Genomic DNA, 14,781 nt, shown 5'->3' with positions numbered 1-14,781 from the left:
TCCCGCCATGCCCGAGCCGACGCCCCGAGCGCGACGAAGGCGCCCCGCAGGCCGCATGGTCTTCCAGGCAGGGGCGAAACGCTTTGCTAGCGTCATGACATGACTGCCACCCCTGCCAGAGAGGGCTCGTCGACGCCTGCGGGCGCGTCGTCGGCCCCGTCAGGGCGCGGCGGCTCCCGCGGCATCGTTCCGCGCGAGGACGCCTCGTCGCTCGTGTTGCTGTTCGCCGGTGCCTGCGCCGTCACGATCGCGGCGACGCGCGCGTACCTCGTCCTGACAGGCTACCCGCGGGTCGGCGGCGAGGTCTCCCACATCGCGCGCGCCCTCTGGGGCGGGCTGCTGCTGACGATCGCGTGAAGCTCGGTTCGCTCGCGGCGTCGATGTACCTCGCGTCAGCGGCCGTCGGTGTCATCGCAGGCATCCTGTCGCTCATCGCGTTCCGCGCCATGAGCCCGAAGCACCAGAACGTCGAGCGTGCGTTCCGTTACGGCTCCATCGCGATGGTCCTCATGCTCGCCGTCGCCAACTCCCTCGGCGCCTACACGAGCCAGTTCGAGATCCTGCTCGAAGCCGCCCTCCAGGCCCTCGCACTGTTGACACTCAACCTCTGGGCCCGCGCCGAACGCGCGAGACAGGAAGCAGCCCGCCTCCCAGAGACCCCCCATCCCGCAACGAACGCAGAGCACGTCGAAGGAGCACCGTCAGCATGAGCACCCCCACCCGTCACCACCCCGCGGTGGCGAACGACCACGGATGGTTGCCCAAGCTGCTGGGGCTGCTCGTCGCCCTGGGCGGCGTGTGGTCGCTCGTGTCGATCCCGCTGCCGCGCAGCGACTTCGCCGACTGGGTCGACGACCTCTTCGCCGTCGTCGGCGTCCCCGCAGGCCCGAGTCTCTTCCTCGCCCTGTGTCTTCTCATCACCGCCGCAGCCCTGAAGCGCGGGCTGCGCGCCGCGTGGGTCGTCGCCCTCGCCGTGCTCACCCTCCAGTTCGTGGCCTGCGCGATCGTCGCCGTCAGCATCTGCACGGACAGCCTCGACGAGGAAGTCGACGACATCACGATCGCCCTCATCGTCGTGACGACGATTGTCACCGGCGCGTGGCTCGTCCTGCTCGTCATCCGGCGCAAGGACTTCCCGGCCCGCATGCGCTCAGGCTCCCTGCGGCGCGCGATCGTCACGCTGCTAGCCGGTCTGCTCGCCTGCATCGCCGTCATCTTCATGCTCTCCTGGGCGGCCCCCGGCGACCTGCACGGCGGTGAGCACCTGTGGTTCTCGATCCGCAGCGTCACCGGCATCTCCATGCCGCACGGCATCTCCGACGGCGCCAACGGGCCCCACTGGCTCGCCGCGTTCGCCGGCATCCTCGCCGCCGGCGTGCTGCTGCTGACGGTGTGGCGCTACACCGAATCGGCCGAACGCTCCGAGGTGCAGTCGGCCGCCGACGAACTGCACGTGCGCCGCCTGCTCGCGCTGCACGGCAACCAGGATTCGCTCGGCTATTTCGCGACGCGCCGCGACAAGTCCGTCGTCTTCGCCCCCGACGGCGAGGCCGCCGTCAGCTACCGCGTCATCGGCTCCGTCTGCCTCGCCTCTGGCGACCCGCTCGGAGCGCGCGAGTCGTGGCCCGCCGCCATCGGCGCCTGGCAGGCCCTCGCCCGCGAACACGCGTGGCGCTCCGGCGTCCTGTCCGCCTCCGAGACGGGCGCGCGCGCCTACGTCGAGGCCGGGCTCAAGGCCCGCCCCCTCGGCGACGAAGCCGTCGTCGAACTCGACACGTTCAGCCTCGAAGGGCGCGCGATGCGCCCCGTCAAGCGCGCCGTCGCGCGCGTGCGTGAGGCCGGCTGCACCGTCGACGTCGAACGCCACTCGCGCCTCGACGCCAAGACGCTGCACCAGATCACCGAACTGTCCGAGAAGTGGCGTGGCGACGAACCCGACCGCGGCTTCTCGATGGCGCTCAACCGCCTCGAGGACGCGACGGACGGCCGCTGCGTCGCCGTCCTCGTCCGTGACGCACAGCGTCAGATCGTCGCACTGCAGTCGTTCGTGCCGTGGGGCATGCGAGGGCTGTCGCTCGACCTGATGCGCCGTTCCCCGAAGGCGCCGAACGGCGTCAACGAGGCGATGGTCGCGGCGCTCGCCGACGCGGCGTCCGACCTCGGGGTGCGCGACGTGTCGCTCAACTTCGCGATGTTCCGCTCCGTGTTCACCGGTGCCGACAAGGTGGGCGCCGGCATCGGCGTGCGCCTCGCCGACCGCATCCTGTCGATCGGCAACCGCTTCTGGCAGCTCGAATCGCTGTACGAGGCGAACGCCAAGTACCTGCCGCGCTGGGACACCCGGTTCGTCTGCTTCGACTCCGTCGGCAGCCTGCCGCTCATCGGCATCGCCTCCGGCCGCGCCGAGGGCTTCCTGCCCGGCCACGCACCGCGCCCCAGCCACGACGCGGACACGATCGTCCACCTGCCCGACGGCGTCGAAGCGCCGCTGGCGCAGCTCGTCGCCGCGCAGGACGAGGAGCTGCTCACGCCCGCACGACCCGTGCAGCGCCTCACCGAGCAGCAGCGCGTGCGCCACGCCAAGCTCGACGTCCTGCGCGAAGCCGGCATGGAGCCCTACCCCGTCGACGTGCCGTACACGATGACGGTCGATCTTGCCCGCAAGGCGATTGCCGACGGCAACGAGGTGGACGCCGGCGTCGTCTCCCTCAGCGGCCGCGTGCGAGCGCTGCGCGACCTCGGCGGCGTCGTGTTCGCCGTCATCGAGGAGCACGACGTGCGCCTGCAGGTCGTGCTCGAGGCGGGCGCTGTCGATCCGCAGTTCATGCGGTTGTGGCGACGCACCGTCGACGTCGGCGACCACGTCTCCGTGACGGGCACGCTCGGCCACAGCTGTCGCGGCGAACCGTCGCTGCTCGCGTCGTCGTGGTGCATGGCGTCGAAGTCGCTGCGCCCCATCCCCAGCGACCACACGGGCTTCACCAACCCCGAGGCACGCGTGCGTCAGCGCTACCTCGACCTCATCGTCAACAAGGATTCGGCAAATCTGCTGCGCGCGCGCTCGCGGGGCGTCAGCGCTCTGCGTCGCGCGTTCGAGAAGCGCGGCTACATGGAGGTCGAGACGCCGATGCTGCAGGCGGTGCACGGTGGCGCGAGCGCGCGACCGTTCCGCACGCACATCAACGCGTACAACGCCGACCTGTACCTGCGCATCGCGCCGGAGCTGTTCCTCAAGGAACTCGCCGTCGGCGGCATGGACCGCATCTTCGAGCTCAACCGCAACTTCCGCAACGAAGGCGCCGACGCGACGCACAACCCGGAGTTCACCTCCGTCGAGGCGTATGCCGCGCACGGCGACTACAACACGATGCGCGTGCTGACGCGCGAGCTCGTCCTCGAGGTCGCCACGGCCATCCACGGCGAGCCCGTCGCCGTCCGCCCCGACGGACACGGCGGCGTCGAGCGCCTGCGCCTCGACCACGAGTGGCCCGTCGTGCCCGTGCACGAGGCGGTCTCGCAGGCGACGGGCACGACGCTGACGTCGAACACGCCGCTCGAGGAGGTGCGCGCCGTGGCCGACGCGCACGACGTGCACTGGGCGGAGACGATGACGGCCGGTGAGGTCGTGCTCGAGCTGTACGACGAGCTCGTCGAGGGCCAGACGACGATGCCGGTGTTCTACACCGACTTCCCACTCGAGACGTCACCGCTGACGCGCACGCACCGCACCGACCCGAAGCTGTCGGAGCGCTGGGATCTCGTCGCGTTCGGCGCCGAGATCGGCACCGCGTACTCGGAGCTCGTCGACCCCGTCGACCAGCGCAACCGCCTCACCGAGCAGTCGTTCAAGGCCGCCGCCGGCGACCCGGAGGCGATGGAGGTCGACGAGAACTTCCTCGCCGCCCTCGAGTACGCCATGCCGCCGACAGGTGGTCTCGGCATCGGCGTCGACCGCCTCATCATGATGCTGACGGGCAACAGCATCCGCGCGACGCTCGCGTTCCCGTTCACGCGACCCAACGAGGGGCAGTGATGGCGTAACCGTCGCCTTGTCGCCTTGTTCACAGCGTGGCGCGCATCGGTCGGCCAGGAGCACTCTCCTCGTCGACGGGTGCGCGCCACGCTTCGTCGTGTGGGGTGTGGACGGGTCGGGCTGCGGCGCGGGTACGTTGAGCCGCGGCGGGTCCGGGGCGGCGGGGTTGGGGCGTTGGTGCGGGGGCGTCGGGTCTGGCGAAGAGCCAGCCTGAAGGGCCGATGCGGATAACGGTGCGGTGAACGCCGCGCGTCATTGCGCCGACGCGCAGGTGAATGGGTGACGATGGGGGCATGCGTGACATCTCGGCGACCGACGGGGACGCCGGCCGGCGACCCCCTGCGCCGAGTGACCCCGTTTCACGGGAAACCACGTCGGGCTCCGCCGCACCGGACGAGGCGGCATCGGCCGACGCACCATCCGATACGCGCGGGCCGTCACTGCCCGGATATTCGCTGACGGACGTGCTGTTGCACGGCCCGGTGCTCATCGCGCAGGGGCGTCAGGTGCAGCGCGACGTGCCGCGCCTACCCGGTGCGGCCGGGCGCGAGGGCGTCACGAGCACGATCTGCGAGCACCACGCCGAGCGGGACGGTCACGAGCCGCATCTCGTCGTGCTCGGCGACAGCGTGGCCGACGGTGTCGGCGTCGAACACCATCGCGACTCGATCGCGGGGCGCCTCGCGAGCCGCATGTCGGATCGGCTCGAACGGCCGGTCAGCTGGCACGTGCTCGCCCGCTCGGGCGCCGACGCCCGCGACGTCGCCCACCTCACCCAGCCCGCGAGCGCCCAGGCGCAACTCGCGCGCGCTGACGTCGTCGTCATCAGCGTCGGTGTCAACGACGTGAAGAACCTGCGCACCGAGGAGGCGTGGCGCGTCAGCCTGACGAAGCTGCTGACCCGCGTGACGGCGCTCGCCGGCGACTCCCCCGTCATACTGCTCGGGTTGCCGCCGATCGAGGCACTGCCCGCGATGCCGCAGCAGCTCGGTGACGCCCTCGGCGGGCGTGCACGTCGGTTCGAGGCGATCGCTGCGGCGATCGTCGCGGACTACCCCACCGTCCGCCACGTACCGCTGACGAGTCCGAAATGGGCGCGCGACAAGGCCTTCGCCGACGACGGATTCCACCCCTCGCCGTGGCTGCACAAGAAGCTCGCGAAGGAGATCGACGCGCTGCTCGCGTGATCGGCGTTCGTGCGCGCACGGCGCTATCGGACGCGGGCCGAAGCGACCACGCCCGGCCAGGTGAGTCACTTCGTGCTCGTCGAGTCAGTCACGACTGACGCAGCGAGCACCATGTGACGCAGCCGGCCTGGACCCTTGGGGATGCGGCCCGGGAATGGGCGAGGCCGGGGTCCGCGTTGACGAGTGCGTGAGTGATTTCGACGCCGCCCAGAACACCGACCTGCGATCCCCTGACGAGACCTCCCACTCGGCCGACTCCTTCGCGAAGAAGGCCGCCGACATTCCGCTGTCGATCCTCGACCTCGCGCAGGTCGGCAGCCATCAGAGCGTCGGCGACGCGATCCGCAGCAGCGTCGAGCTCGCGCAGCGGGCTGAGGCGACAGGTCGCTTCGAGCGCATCTGGTTCGCGGAGCACCACAACATGAAGCACATCGCGTCGGCGGCGACGTCGGTGCTGCTCGCGCATGTCGCGTCGCAGACGCAGACGATCCGCGTCGGCTCCGGCGGCGTCATGCTGCCGAACCACTCGCCGCTGACGATCGCCGAGCAGTTCGGCACGCTCGCCGAGCTGCACCCGGGCCGTATCGACCTCGGTCTCGGACGCGCGCCCGGCACGGATCAGCGCACCTGGCAGGCGCTGCGACGTGACCCGCACGCGAGCGACCGCTTCCCGCAGGACGTCGTCGAGCTGCAGGGGCTGCTCTCCGACACGAGTCCGCTCGCGGGCATCGAGGCGATCCCCGGCAAGGGCACGAACGTGCCGCTCTACATCCTCGGCTCGAGCATGTTCGGCGCGAAGCTCGCGGCGGCACTGGGCCTTCCGTACGCGTTCGCGAGCCACTTCGCGCCCGATCAGCTGCAGGCCGCCGTCTACGCCTACCGCTCGGAGTTCAAGCCGAGCGCCCAGCTCGACGCGCCGTACGTCATCGCCGCGCTCAACGTCGTCGCCGCCGACACTGACGACGAAGCGTCCGCGATGTACGAAAAGGTGCTGCGTTCGCGCGTCGAGATGATAGCGACGCGCTTCGGCATGGCCGATCGCGACTTCACCGACGCCGAGCTCGACATGCTGCTCGACTCGCCCGCCGGCCACCAGGCGAAGCACATGCTCACCTACACCGCGATCGGCGGCCCGGAGCGCATCGCCGCGTACCTCGAACAGTTCGCCGAGCACGCCATGGCCGACGAACTCATGATGACGAACTCCGCCCGCGGCCTCGACGCCCAGAAGCGCGCACTCGAGATCGTCGGCGGGATTCGCTGACGAACCCGCCCGGCGAGATCGGTAGCGGACAACGGCTCGGGCCCGACCTTCACGAGATGGCGGGTGACTCACGGGTAGGCAGGCAACTGGCCGCTTACCTGTGAGTTACCCGCCATCCTGCATGGCGACGCCGCGACATCACCCGAACAGGTCGGCGAACGCGCCTCGCTCCTTGGCCGCGAGGAGGTCGGCGTGGTCGCGCTCGACCTGGTCCGTACAGTCCTGCGCGTACGCGGCGAGGGCCTCGTCGAGCTCCTTGGCACCCTTGAGGTAACCCCGAAGCGCTGACGGGTGGAGCGTGCGCGTGTGCCCGCGCGCGAGGATGACGGCGCAGACCTGGCCGAAGTCTTCGAGCATCTGCCCGGCGAGGTCGAGCGGATCGATCGAACCCTTCGCGTTGCGGAACTGCCGCAACGGTGACGCGGGCAGGCGCCCCTCCTGCGTCGAAAGGACGTAGTCGACGGCATCACGCTGCTGTGGCTGCGACAGCGCTGAACGAGCGATATCGGTCGGGGCAACACGTTCGGTGGCAGCGGCCAGTCCGGCATCGGCCGTGAGGGCGGCTGCGTCGGCCGAGGGGTCGAGAGCGGTGACCATGCCGTCATCGTCGCGCTGCCGCGCCACGGCCATCGGGCCTGACTCGGAACGCTTGGACTGACGACCCGATGCCCGCAGGGTCGCCGCGAATGGCCGCTATCGGTGGCAGATGCCAGGATGGCGAGCATGACTTCCGTCGTCTTCGTCTGCTGGGGAAACATCTGCCGCTCACCGATGGCCGAGCGCGTCGCCGCGAAATATTTCGCCGAGCACGGGCTCGGTGGCGTCGAGCTGACGAGCGCCGCCACGTCGCGCGAGGAGATCGGCAACCCCATCGACCCGCGCGCCGTCCGTGAACTCGAGAAGGCCGGGTACGACGCGTCGAACCACGCGGCGCACCAGATCACGCGCGACGAGATCGACGCCTGTGACCTCGTCGTCGCGATGGAGGACATCCACCTCGAGCGCATGCGCGACATCTACGGTGGCGAGCTGCCCGACCACGTCGTCCTGCTCACCGACCACGACCCGCAGGCGAACCCCGGCGACGGCGTGCCCGACCCCTGGTACGGCGGCCAGGACGGCTTCGTCACGACCCTCGCGACGATGGAACGCGCCATGCCCGGCCTCGCCGACGCGGTTCGCGCGATCAAGCAGAGCTGACGGCGCTCAGCGCACGAGGTCGGTCTGCACGAGCGGCCCGGTGGGGGTGCTGCCCGGCGTGCCCGACGACGTGCCGTCCAACGTCGCGATGACGCGGCGGGCGTACGTCGGGTCACTCATCGCCTCGACGAGCAGCTCCTGCCACCCGAAGTCGGTCGAGCTCGCCGTCGCCTCGTCGAGACCACCGATGAGCAGCGCACCGGTGGCGTAACGCTTCGTGCCGACGACACGCTGCTCCATCCCGACGGTGAGCCCGCCCGGCAGGCTGCCGGCCTTGAAACCCGTCGCGACGCCACCGCTCACGGGCTGCCATTCGAGGTGGCGGCGCATGACGTCGGCCCCGGCGATCGAGCCGGCGGCGACGCGGTCGTAGAGACGCGCCGTCGACGACGGGTCCTTCGCCACCGCGACCTGCGCGTTGCCCTGGGCCCGCCCGCGCAGCCGCTTGAGCGCCTGCGCGTGGGCAGCGCCGTCAGCCGGGTGGTACCAGCGCTCCGGAGACGTCGTGGATCTCCAGCGACACCGTGTCGCGGTGCGCGGCGAGCACCGCGAGCCCCCCGTCGGCGCCCTGGGGTGACGTCGCTGACGTCGCCACCGACACCGCCGACACCGAAGCGCCCGCAGTAATTGGGGATCCAGCGGGCGACGTAGCGTCCGATCGGGACGCTGGGGCGAGCGCGCCGACGGTGGCGCTCGTCAGGGCTGTGGTCATGGCGTCGCGGCGCTAGAGACCACGCAATGGTCATGTCACGCGAGCTCTTGCGCGGGGGAACTTTCGAGGTCCACGCTGGGTTGTACGAGTCAAGAGATCCATCGACGCAGGGAGACCACGATGTCATTCATGGACAAGATCAGGGCCAAGGCCACCGAACTCGGCCTCGACGAGAAGGCCGCCCTCGCCAAGGAGAAGGCCGCCGCGGCAGCCGACGCCAACCGTGACAAGATCGCCGGCGCCGTCGACAAGGCCGGCGCCACCGTCGATTCGAAGACGGGCGGCAAGTACAGCGACAAGATCAGCAAGGCTCAGGGCGCTGCGCTCAAGGGCGTCGACAAGGTTGCTGAGCAGGGCGCCGGGGCAGGCGCGGCAGCAGGTGCGGGCGCCGGCACGACGACGGGTTCGTTCGGCGAGACGGCCGTCGGCTCCGAGCGCGCCTACGACGCCGACCTCGCGGCCGGCGCACAGGACAGCGGTGAGACGGCGACGCAGCGCGCCGTCGGCCAGGACGGCATGTCGGCGGCTGGTGACCAGTCGCGCGGTGAGAACCCGGTCGAGCGCGCCATCGGCGCCGACGCACCGTCGTCGTCGCTCGACCCGAACACGTCGTACCAGGGCGAGGGTCTCGAGTCGGCCGGCTCCGAGGGCGACTTCGGTGGCGAGCGCCGCGCCAACACGAACGGCGACGGCGAGACGCCGATGCGTCGCGGCGGAGACGCTCCGCAGAGCTGACGCGAGCGCGCGACGCCCGCGGTGGGCGGCACTGAGCGACATTCCCCAAGGGTGGTGGTGCCGGGTCTCATGGCAACCTGGCCCCACCGCCCCACTCGGATCTGCCCGCGCCGTGGCAACGTCCGTCTGCCGAACGAATGCCCCTTTGGGGGGCACCGCCAAGGGATGAAACCATGGCGGGCATGGACCCCCGGATCAGCCTCGCGCCGCACATGTGGGACGGCCAGCACGAGCTGCGGTGGTCGATCGAGCGCATTGCCGACGAAGCCCTCGACCGCGCGGGCGTCGAACTCGACCCGCGCGGCTACCTCATCGGCATCCCTGACGGCGACGATGCGCTGCCCGTCCTCGTCGAACCACAGCGCGACGCGTTCGACGTCACCCGCCTCGAGAATTTGCACCCGCACTTCACGTCGCTGTTCGAGGAGCGTCGCGCGCGCATGTGCCCGTCGCGCACCGACGATGAGTCGACGGCGACCTGGCACCCCGACCACTACCTCGCCGCTCTGCGCGAGGGGTGCCGCCGAGACGTGATGCGCGAGGCCCTGACGCGTGCGGCGACGTTCGCCGACCGCGTCGTCCACGTCGGCATCAGCATCGTCGTCGGCGATTACCGCGTCTTCCCGGTGCTGGCGGTGCTGCGCGACCCTGCGAGTGAAGTGCCGCGCCTACGCACGACGCTCGCTGACGGCCTCGGCGTGCCCGGCAACTTTCCCGAGGCCGTCATCGACGACGTGCTGCGCGCCGCGAGCCACGAACTCGACCGCGTCCACCCTGGTTCACTCATCGGCCTCGACGCCGGCGCTGTGCTGCGTTCGGCGGCCGACACGTTCATCAACGGGTGCGCCTCACGCGCCGGGCAGAAGTTTCCGCACGGCCTGCGCGACGCGTGCGACGCCGTCAGCGCGCAGACGTACGAGGGCCGCGCGAGCCTCGGCTCCGTCGTCCTCGCCCCCCAGGGGCACCCCGACGTCGCGTGCGAGGTGACGTTCGAGCACGACGTGCCCGTCGGCGTGCCACGCTCGTTCCGCAAGGCCCTCGAGATGACGGGCCCCGGCTTCGAGCTGCTGTGCGACGGGCGCACCGTCTACGGCATCGGGCGCATGCTCGAGGGGTACGCCCCGGCGACGGAGGAGGTCTTCGAGATCAAGGTCGTCGGCAACGGCGCGTGGGAGCTGTGGCACGCCGACACGCCGTTCCTGCGCGTCGACAACGGCGAGCCGAGCCTGCCGCGCGACGTCATCGACGTCGAGACGTTCGCGCACGCCGTCAACCGCGTCTTCCCCGACGCGCTCAGCGAGCACGTCGACGCGCTGTGGGGCATGACGCAGGCCTGCGTCCGGCAGCAGCACGGCACGATGCTCGTCGTCCACCCCGACGCGCGCCGCGAGGGGGAACGCCTGCTGCCGCAGGCCTACACGATCGAGCCCACGCACCTGGGCGCGCACGCGTTCGACGCGCTGACGAAGATCGACGGCGCTGTCCTCGTCAGCCCTGACGGCAAGTGTCACGCCGTCGGCGTCATCCTCGACGGCGCAGCCACCGGCACCGGCGACATCTCACGCGGTGCTCGCTACAACTCCGCCATCCGGTACCTCGCAGGGCGAGGCAAGGGCTCGATGGTCATCATCGTCAGCGAGGACGGGCGCGTCGACATCCTGCCGCACGTGGCGCGGCGCGTGCGGCGCGCGTCGGTCGAACGCGCCGTCGCACAGCTCGTACGAGCCGCCGACGGCACGACCGACTACGAGAAGTTCTCGCGCCTCGACTCGCGTGCCGCAGCGCTCGAGTTCTACTTCGACGCCGAGCAGTGCGAGGCTGTCAACGAGGCCCGCGAGAGCGTCGAACAGCAGCGCTGGGCCGAGGAGCGTGTGCGCATGCAGGTCGTGCCCATCGCGCCGCACCCGGCCATGGACGACTCGTACTTCATCTCACCGGGAGCCGAAGGGCCCCCGGCCCCGCCGAACTGAGCGTGCCGGCCCGCAGCGGCGTCCCCGTTAGGCTCGGGGACATGAACCTCGAGAAAGTCGTCTTCGGCTTCTTCGTGCTGCTGTCGGCCACGATGAACTTCGGTTTCTTCATCGGCGACATGGCCGAGCCGAAACTGCACAACATCAACGAGCTGTACGTCGCGATCTTCGTCAACCTCATCGCACTCGTGCTGAAGTTCGGCGACCGCACGCAGATCGGCGCCGTGCACCTCGCGACGTCGCTCGTCGCCGTCCTGCAGCTCGTCGCGGCGGCCGCGTACTACGTCCTGGCCAGCGGCTATCACAACAGCCCCGGGACGACGGCGAGCATCGTCAGCCTCTCCGGCGGCGCGCTGCTCGCGAACATCGTCTCGGTCGTCCTGCTCGTCTCGGAGACGATCTCCTACCGTCGCCGCTGAGCCATGAACAACCTGCTCGCCTTCCTCGTCCGACGCCCGACGCGGCACACTACGCGCGTGCGGCGCGCCGTGGAGATCCCCGACGAGGCGCCGTCGACGGACGCGATCTTCATCGTCATCCGACGCATGCGCGCGCCGCTGATCTTCATCATCACGGTGTTCGCGATCTCCGTGCTCGGCCTGACGCTCGTGCCCGGCCGTGATGAGGGCGGCCACACGACGCACCTGAGCGCGTTCGAGGCGTTCTACTTCATCTCCTACACCGCCTCGACGATCGGGTTCGGCGAGATCTACCCGTTCACGACGCCGCAACGCATGTGGGTGACGGTGTGCATCTTCATGACGGTCGTCGGATGGGCGTACGCGATCGGAACGCTGCTGTCATTGCTGCAGTCGGCCAGTTTTCAGCACGCGCTCGCGATGCAGCGCTTCCGCGCGAAGGTCAAGCGCATCCGTGAGCCGTTCCTCATCGTCTGCGGGTACGGCCAGGCGGGGCGTCAGGTCTGTCGCGAACTCGACTTCCAGGGGCGCCGGTTCGTCGTCATCGACCGGCACGAAGGGCGCCTCGACCGCATCATGACCGACGAGCTGCAGAGCGAGGTGCCCGCGCTCGAGGCGAACGCGAGCCTGCCCGCGGTACTCGGCATGGCGGGCCTCGCCAACCAGCACTGCGACGGCGTGCTCGCCCTGACCGATGACGACACCGACAACCTCGCCATCGTCATGAACGCCACGGTGCTGCGCCCCGGCATGAGCGTCATCGCGCGCTGCACCGACGCGCGCGTCGAGGAAAGCATGCGCGACTTCGCACCGAACGCCGTCATCAACCCGAGCGACCGCTACGGCGCCTACCTCGTGCTCGCGCTGCAACGGCCCGAGACGTACCGGCTCGTCACGTGGCTGATGGACCCGCGCGACCTGCCGCTGCCGCCGCGGTACGAACCGAAATCGGGCGGGACGTGGGTCGTCGCCTCCGATGACGACTTCGGCGCCGAGGTGTCGAACGACCTGCATCGCGCCGGCATGCACGTCGTCATGGCCGACCCGGAAGAGGGCCACCCCGACGTCAGTGGCGCGAGCGGTTTCATCGCCGGTACGCGCAACGACACGACGAACCTCGCCCTCGCCGAGCACGCGAAGCTCGAGCGCAAGGACCTGTTCGTCGGCGTGCGCCAGCAGTCTGACGCGCGCGCGTCGATCATCACGGCGCTCGGCATCGACTCGGTGTTCACGCCCACCGAACTCGTCGCGCAGGAGAGCCTCGCGCGCGTCATCACGCCGCTGTTCTGGAGCTTCGTCGAATACGCGGTGACGCAGCCGGAAGAGTTCGCCGAGCGCCTCCTGATGAACCTGACGAACCGCTGCGGCGACGTCGCGAAGGACCGCGCGATCATCGACCTCTCCGCGGCCGGCTCGCCCGCGCTGCATCGCTGGCTGCTGCACGCCGAACTGACGATCGGACAGCTGCTCGCCAACCCCGACGACCGCGACTCGAAGCTCCCGCTCGTGGCGCTCATGCTCATCCGCAACGGTGAGCACATCTACGCACCCGACGACACGATGACGGTGACACCCGACGACCAGGTGCTCGTCGTCGGCCACCACTGGGGCCTCGAAGCACTCGTGCAGACACAGTTCAGCGACGCCTCCGCCGAATACATCGCCACCGGCGTGCAGGTGCCCGAGACGTGGGTGTGGCGGCGTCTGAACCGGTCGAAGCGGCGCAGTCGCTCGCGTCAGCCGGTGGGGTGACGGGGTTCGGGCTGGTCGTTCGGGGCTGACAGGCTCGGGGTCGCGTCGATCTTCGCCCGAAGACGCGTCGGATGTGACGCGTTTCCGCGCAATCAGGCCGGGTGGTCGGGGGCCTCCCATTCGCGACGCAGCAGCGAGTAGAGGCAGGCGTCGACGAACGCGCCGTCGATGACGCCGTCATCGACGAAGTAGCCTTCTCGCCGGAAACGCAGCTTCTCGAGCACGCGGCCTGATGCGACGTTGCCGGCGAAGACGTCGGCCTGCACGCGGTGGACGTCAGGGAGGCTGAACGCGTGGTCGACGAGTGCACGCACCACCTCCGTGCCGATCCCCTGGCCGGCGACGGCATCGTCGAGTGCGTAGTGGATGCGCGCGACGAGATGCGGTGTCGGAGCGTCGTCCTTCGTCCAGGCGCGGGTGATCGCGAATCCGCAGTCACCGATCACGTGCCCCTCCCGTTCGACGACGAACTGGACCTCGGATCGTTCGTCGCTCGGCTTCGTCATGCGTTCGATGCGCCGCTGGAACTTCTCCCGAAGCTGCGCTGCGGCGAGGCCGCCGTGGCTGAGCCAGCGGTAGACGTTCGGGCGGGTGCGGTAGGTGACGACCGCGTCGATGTCGTCACCCGTCATGACGCGCAGGACCGTGCGCCCGGTGACGAGCGGGTGTCTCGGCGCTGCCGACGGAAGGGTGGTGCGGCGCTGTTCGCGGGGTTCGGTCACCGTCCTGTTGTACCGCGAGACGCTCGCCCGCTCTGCCCGGCCCCAGCCCGTGGGATCGGCTCTGGCGCGCCGCCCGTCGGCGGTGGCGGGCGAACGTGGACGAAAATCGCAGATGTGTACGGGGTGGGCGCCCTGGTGTGGTGGGGCAGGCGCGAAGGCGCATGATGCGCGGGCCGTCGACGAGGGCTGACGCTAGGCTGACGGGCGAAACGAACCGCCACAGAAAGGCATCATCATGTCGCTTTCCGAGAAGCTGCTGCAGCCGGCCGTGCGTCCCGCCGTCGCGAAGGATCTCGCTGCCACGATCGACTCCGAGGTCTCCGGCAAGAAGGGCCTGAGCGGCGCCGCGATCAAGACGGCGTACGCGGGCGCGAAGAAGAAGGTCGACGTTGTGTCGGCGCTCAACGACAACCTCGACCAGATCGTCGCGATCTTCGACCCGTACTGGGACGCCTTCGGTGGCCAGGGCGACTTCGGCGCATACCTCAAGGGTCGCGGCGACGAGGTGAGCGCCGACATCCTCAAGATCGCCGATGCGCGCGCCAACTCGACGTCGCGCGACCAGATCGCGAAGGTCTACGGCACGTTCCGCGGCAAGGCCGCCGACATGATCAAGGACGCGCTGCCCGCCCTCGGCGCGACGCTGCAGAAGCACGCCGCCTGACCGGCCCGCTCGACGCTCCCGTATCTGACGGTGCGGGGGCGTTCGCGTCTCGGGCTTCGGGCGTGCCCCGTTCGAGGTCACTGCGGTGTGGGCGGGCCTGGCAGCGACGGCAGGCGGGCTCGA

At 70.1% G+C, this 14,781-nt stretch carries 14 protein-coding genes; 11 read left to right on the top strand and 3 right to left on the bottom strand.

Going from position 1 to position 14,781, the window contains the following annotated elements; translation table 11 throughout:
• The first annotated feature begins 99 nt into the window (after window positions 1-99).
• The 5 genes from AC1RS9_RS05280 (at window position 100) to AC1RS9_RS05260 (ending at window position 6,484) form a co-directional block, all read left to right on the top strand.
• Window positions 100-357, top strand: a complete 258-nt coding sequence (locus AC1RS9_RS05280) for a hypothetical protein (protein ID WP_074040484.1) — start codon at window positions 100-102, stop codon at window positions 355-357.
• The gene (locus tag AC1RS9_RS05275; RefSeq protein ID WP_006945125.1) at window positions 354-710 is read left to right on the top strand and encodes a hypothetical protein; all 357 of its coding nucleotides are present in this window, start codon (window positions 354-356) and stop codon (window positions 708-710) included. The genes AC1RS9_RS05280 and AC1RS9_RS05275 overlap by 4 nt, the downstream gene beginning before the upstream one ends.
• Window positions 707-4,033: a bifunctional lysylphosphatidylglycerol synthetase/lysine--tRNA ligase LysX gene (lysX, locus tag AC1RS9_RS05270; protein ID WP_492920712.1), complete on the top strand. Its 3,327-nt coding sequence runs from the start codon at window positions 707-709 to the stop codon at window positions 4,031-4,033. Before AC1RS9_RS05275 ends, lysX begins: the two co-directional genes overlap by 4 nt.
• A gap of 293 nt (window positions 4,034-4,326) precedes the next feature.
• Complete coding sequence (locus AC1RS9_RS05265; RefSeq protein ID WP_170957242.1) at window positions 4,327-5,220, top strand: SGNH/GDSL hydrolase family protein; 894 nt, start codon at window positions 4,327-4,329, stop codon at window positions 5,218-5,220.
• 154 nt (window positions 5,221-5,374) lie between these two features.
• A complete protein-coding gene (locus tag AC1RS9_RS05260) occupies window positions 5,375-6,484 on the top strand; it encodes an LLM class flavin-dependent oxidoreductase (RefSeq protein WP_240742530.1) in 1,110 nt (369 codons plus the stop codon).
• A gap of 138 nt (window positions 6,485-6,622) precedes the next feature.
• On the opposite strand, the gene AC1RS9_RS05255 is transcribed toward AC1RS9_RS05260, so the two are convergent.
• The gene (locus AC1RS9_RS05255; protein ID WP_170957241.1) at window positions 6,623-7,081 is read right to left on the bottom strand and encodes a DUF2252 family protein; all 459 of its coding nucleotides are present in this window, start codon (window positions 7,079-7,081) and stop codon (window positions 6,623-6,625) included.
• Window positions 7,082-7,207: 126 nt separating this feature from the next.
• Here AC1RS9_RS05255 and AC1RS9_RS05250 point away from each other — a divergent pair, with 126 nt between their 5' ends.
• Window positions 7,208-7,684: a low molecular weight protein-tyrosine-phosphatase gene (locus AC1RS9_RS05250; RefSeq protein ID WP_136788636.1), complete on the top strand. Its 477-nt coding sequence runs from the start codon at window positions 7,208-7,210 to the stop codon at window positions 7,682-7,684.
• A 6-nt stretch (window positions 7,685-7,690) separates the two neighbouring features.
• Here AC1RS9_RS05250 and AC1RS9_RS05245 read toward each other — a convergent pair whose 3' ends face one another.
• The gene (locus AC1RS9_RS05245; protein ID WP_136788635.1) at window positions 7,691-8,089 is read right to left on the bottom strand and encodes a hypothetical protein; all 399 of its coding nucleotides are present in this window, start codon (window positions 8,087-8,089) and stop codon (window positions 7,691-7,693) included.
• A 436-nt stretch (window positions 8,090-8,525) separates the two neighbouring features.
• On the opposite strand from AC1RS9_RS05245, the gene AC1RS9_RS05240 reads away from it, so the two are divergent.
• The 4 genes from AC1RS9_RS05240 to AC1RS9_RS05225 all read left to right on the top strand — a co-directional run bounded on the left by AC1RS9_RS05240 (window position 8,526) and on the right by AC1RS9_RS05225 (window position 13,272).
• Window positions 8,526-9,131, top strand: coding sequence for an antitoxin (locus tag AC1RS9_RS05240; protein WP_492920708.1), 606 nt, complete (start codon window positions 8,526-8,528; stop codon window positions 9,129-9,131).
• 182 nt (window positions 9,132-9,313) lie between these two features.
• Window positions 9,314-11,101 carry a hypothetical protein gene (locus AC1RS9_RS05235; protein ID WP_404602626.1) on the top strand — a complete coding sequence of 596 codons (1,788 nt, stop codon included), beginning with the start codon at window positions 9,314-9,316 and terminating at the stop codon, window positions 11,099-11,101.
• Window positions 11,102-11,142: 41 nt separating this feature from the next.
• Window positions 11,143-11,520, top strand: a complete 378-nt coding sequence (locus tag AC1RS9_RS05230) for a DUF6394 family protein (RefSeq protein ID WP_492920706.1) — start codon at window positions 11,143-11,145, stop codon at window positions 11,518-11,520.
• A gap of 3 nt (window positions 11,521-11,523) precedes the next feature.
• Window positions 11,524-13,272, top strand: coding sequence for an NAD-binding protein (locus AC1RS9_RS05225; RefSeq protein WP_492920704.1), 1,749 nt, complete (start codon window positions 11,524-11,526; stop codon window positions 13,270-13,272).
• Window positions 13,273-13,364: 92 nt separating this feature from the next.
• On the opposite strand, the gene AC1RS9_RS05220 is transcribed toward AC1RS9_RS05225, so the two are convergent.
• Window positions 13,365-13,994: a GNAT family N-acetyltransferase gene (locus tag AC1RS9_RS05220; protein ID WP_144694680.1), complete on the bottom strand. Its 630-nt coding sequence runs from the start codon at window positions 13,992-13,994 to the stop codon at window positions 13,365-13,367.
• A 235-nt stretch (window positions 13,995-14,229) separates the two neighbouring features.
• Here AC1RS9_RS05220 and AC1RS9_RS05215 point away from each other — a divergent pair, with 235 nt between their 5' ends.
• Window positions 14,230-14,658: a DUF6918 family protein gene (locus tag AC1RS9_RS05215; protein ID WP_474905499.1), complete on the top strand. Its 429-nt coding sequence runs from the start codon at window positions 14,230-14,232 to the stop codon at window positions 14,656-14,658.
• Window positions 14,659-14,781: the final 123 nt, after the last annotated feature.

Source organism: Dermacoccus sp. MPR-E5 (assembly GCF_058809565.1).
The sequence above is the reverse complement of the archived record's forward strand: the minus strand, read 5'-3'. Positions and strand labels throughout refer to the sequence as shown.

Bases quoted from the DNA above. Each gene is read 5' to 3' on its own strand.
- AC1RS9_RS05215 (WP_474905499.1), top strand. From the start codon at position 14,230: ATGTCGCTTTCCGAGAAGCTGCTGCAGCCGGCCGTGCGTCCCGCCGTC.
- AC1RS9_RS05250 (WP_136788636.1), top strand. From the start codon at position 7,208: ATGACTTCCGTCGTCTTCGTCTGCTGGGGAAACATCTGCCGCTCACCG.
- AC1RS9_RS05235 (WP_404602626.1), top strand. From the start codon at position 9,314: ATGGACCCCCGGATCAGCCTCGCGCCGCACATGTGGGACGGCCAGCAC.
- AC1RS9_RS05280 (WP_074040484.1), top strand. From the start codon at position 100: ATGACTGCCACCCCTGCCAGAGAGGGCTCGTCGACGCCTGCGGGCGCG.
- lysX (WP_492920712.1), top strand. From the start codon at position 707: ATGAGCACCCCCACCCGTCACCACCCCGCGGTGGCGAACGACCACGGA.
- AC1RS9_RS05240 (WP_492920708.1), top strand. From the start codon at position 8,526: ATGGACAAGATCAGGGCCAAGGCCACCGAACTCGGCCTCGACGAGAAG.
- AC1RS9_RS05265 (WP_170957242.1), top strand. From the start codon at position 4,327: ATGCGTGACATCTCGGCGACCGACGGGGACGCCGGCCGGCGACCCCCT.
- AC1RS9_RS05225 (WP_492920704.1), top strand. From the start codon at position 11,524: ATGAACAACCTGCTCGCCTTCCTCGTCCGACGCCCGACGCGGCACACT.
- AC1RS9_RS05260 (WP_240742530.1), top strand. From the start codon at position 5,375: ATGGGCGAGGCCGGGGTCCGCGTTGACGAGTGCGTGAGTGATTTCGAC.
- AC1RS9_RS05255 (WP_170957241.1), bottom strand. From the start codon at position 7,081: ATGGTCACCGCTCTCGACCCCTCGGCCGACGCAGCCGCCCTCACGGCC.
- AC1RS9_RS05230 (WP_492920706.1), top strand. From the start codon at position 11,143: ATGAACCTCGAGAAAGTCGTCTTCGGCTTCTTCGTGCTGCTGTCGGCC.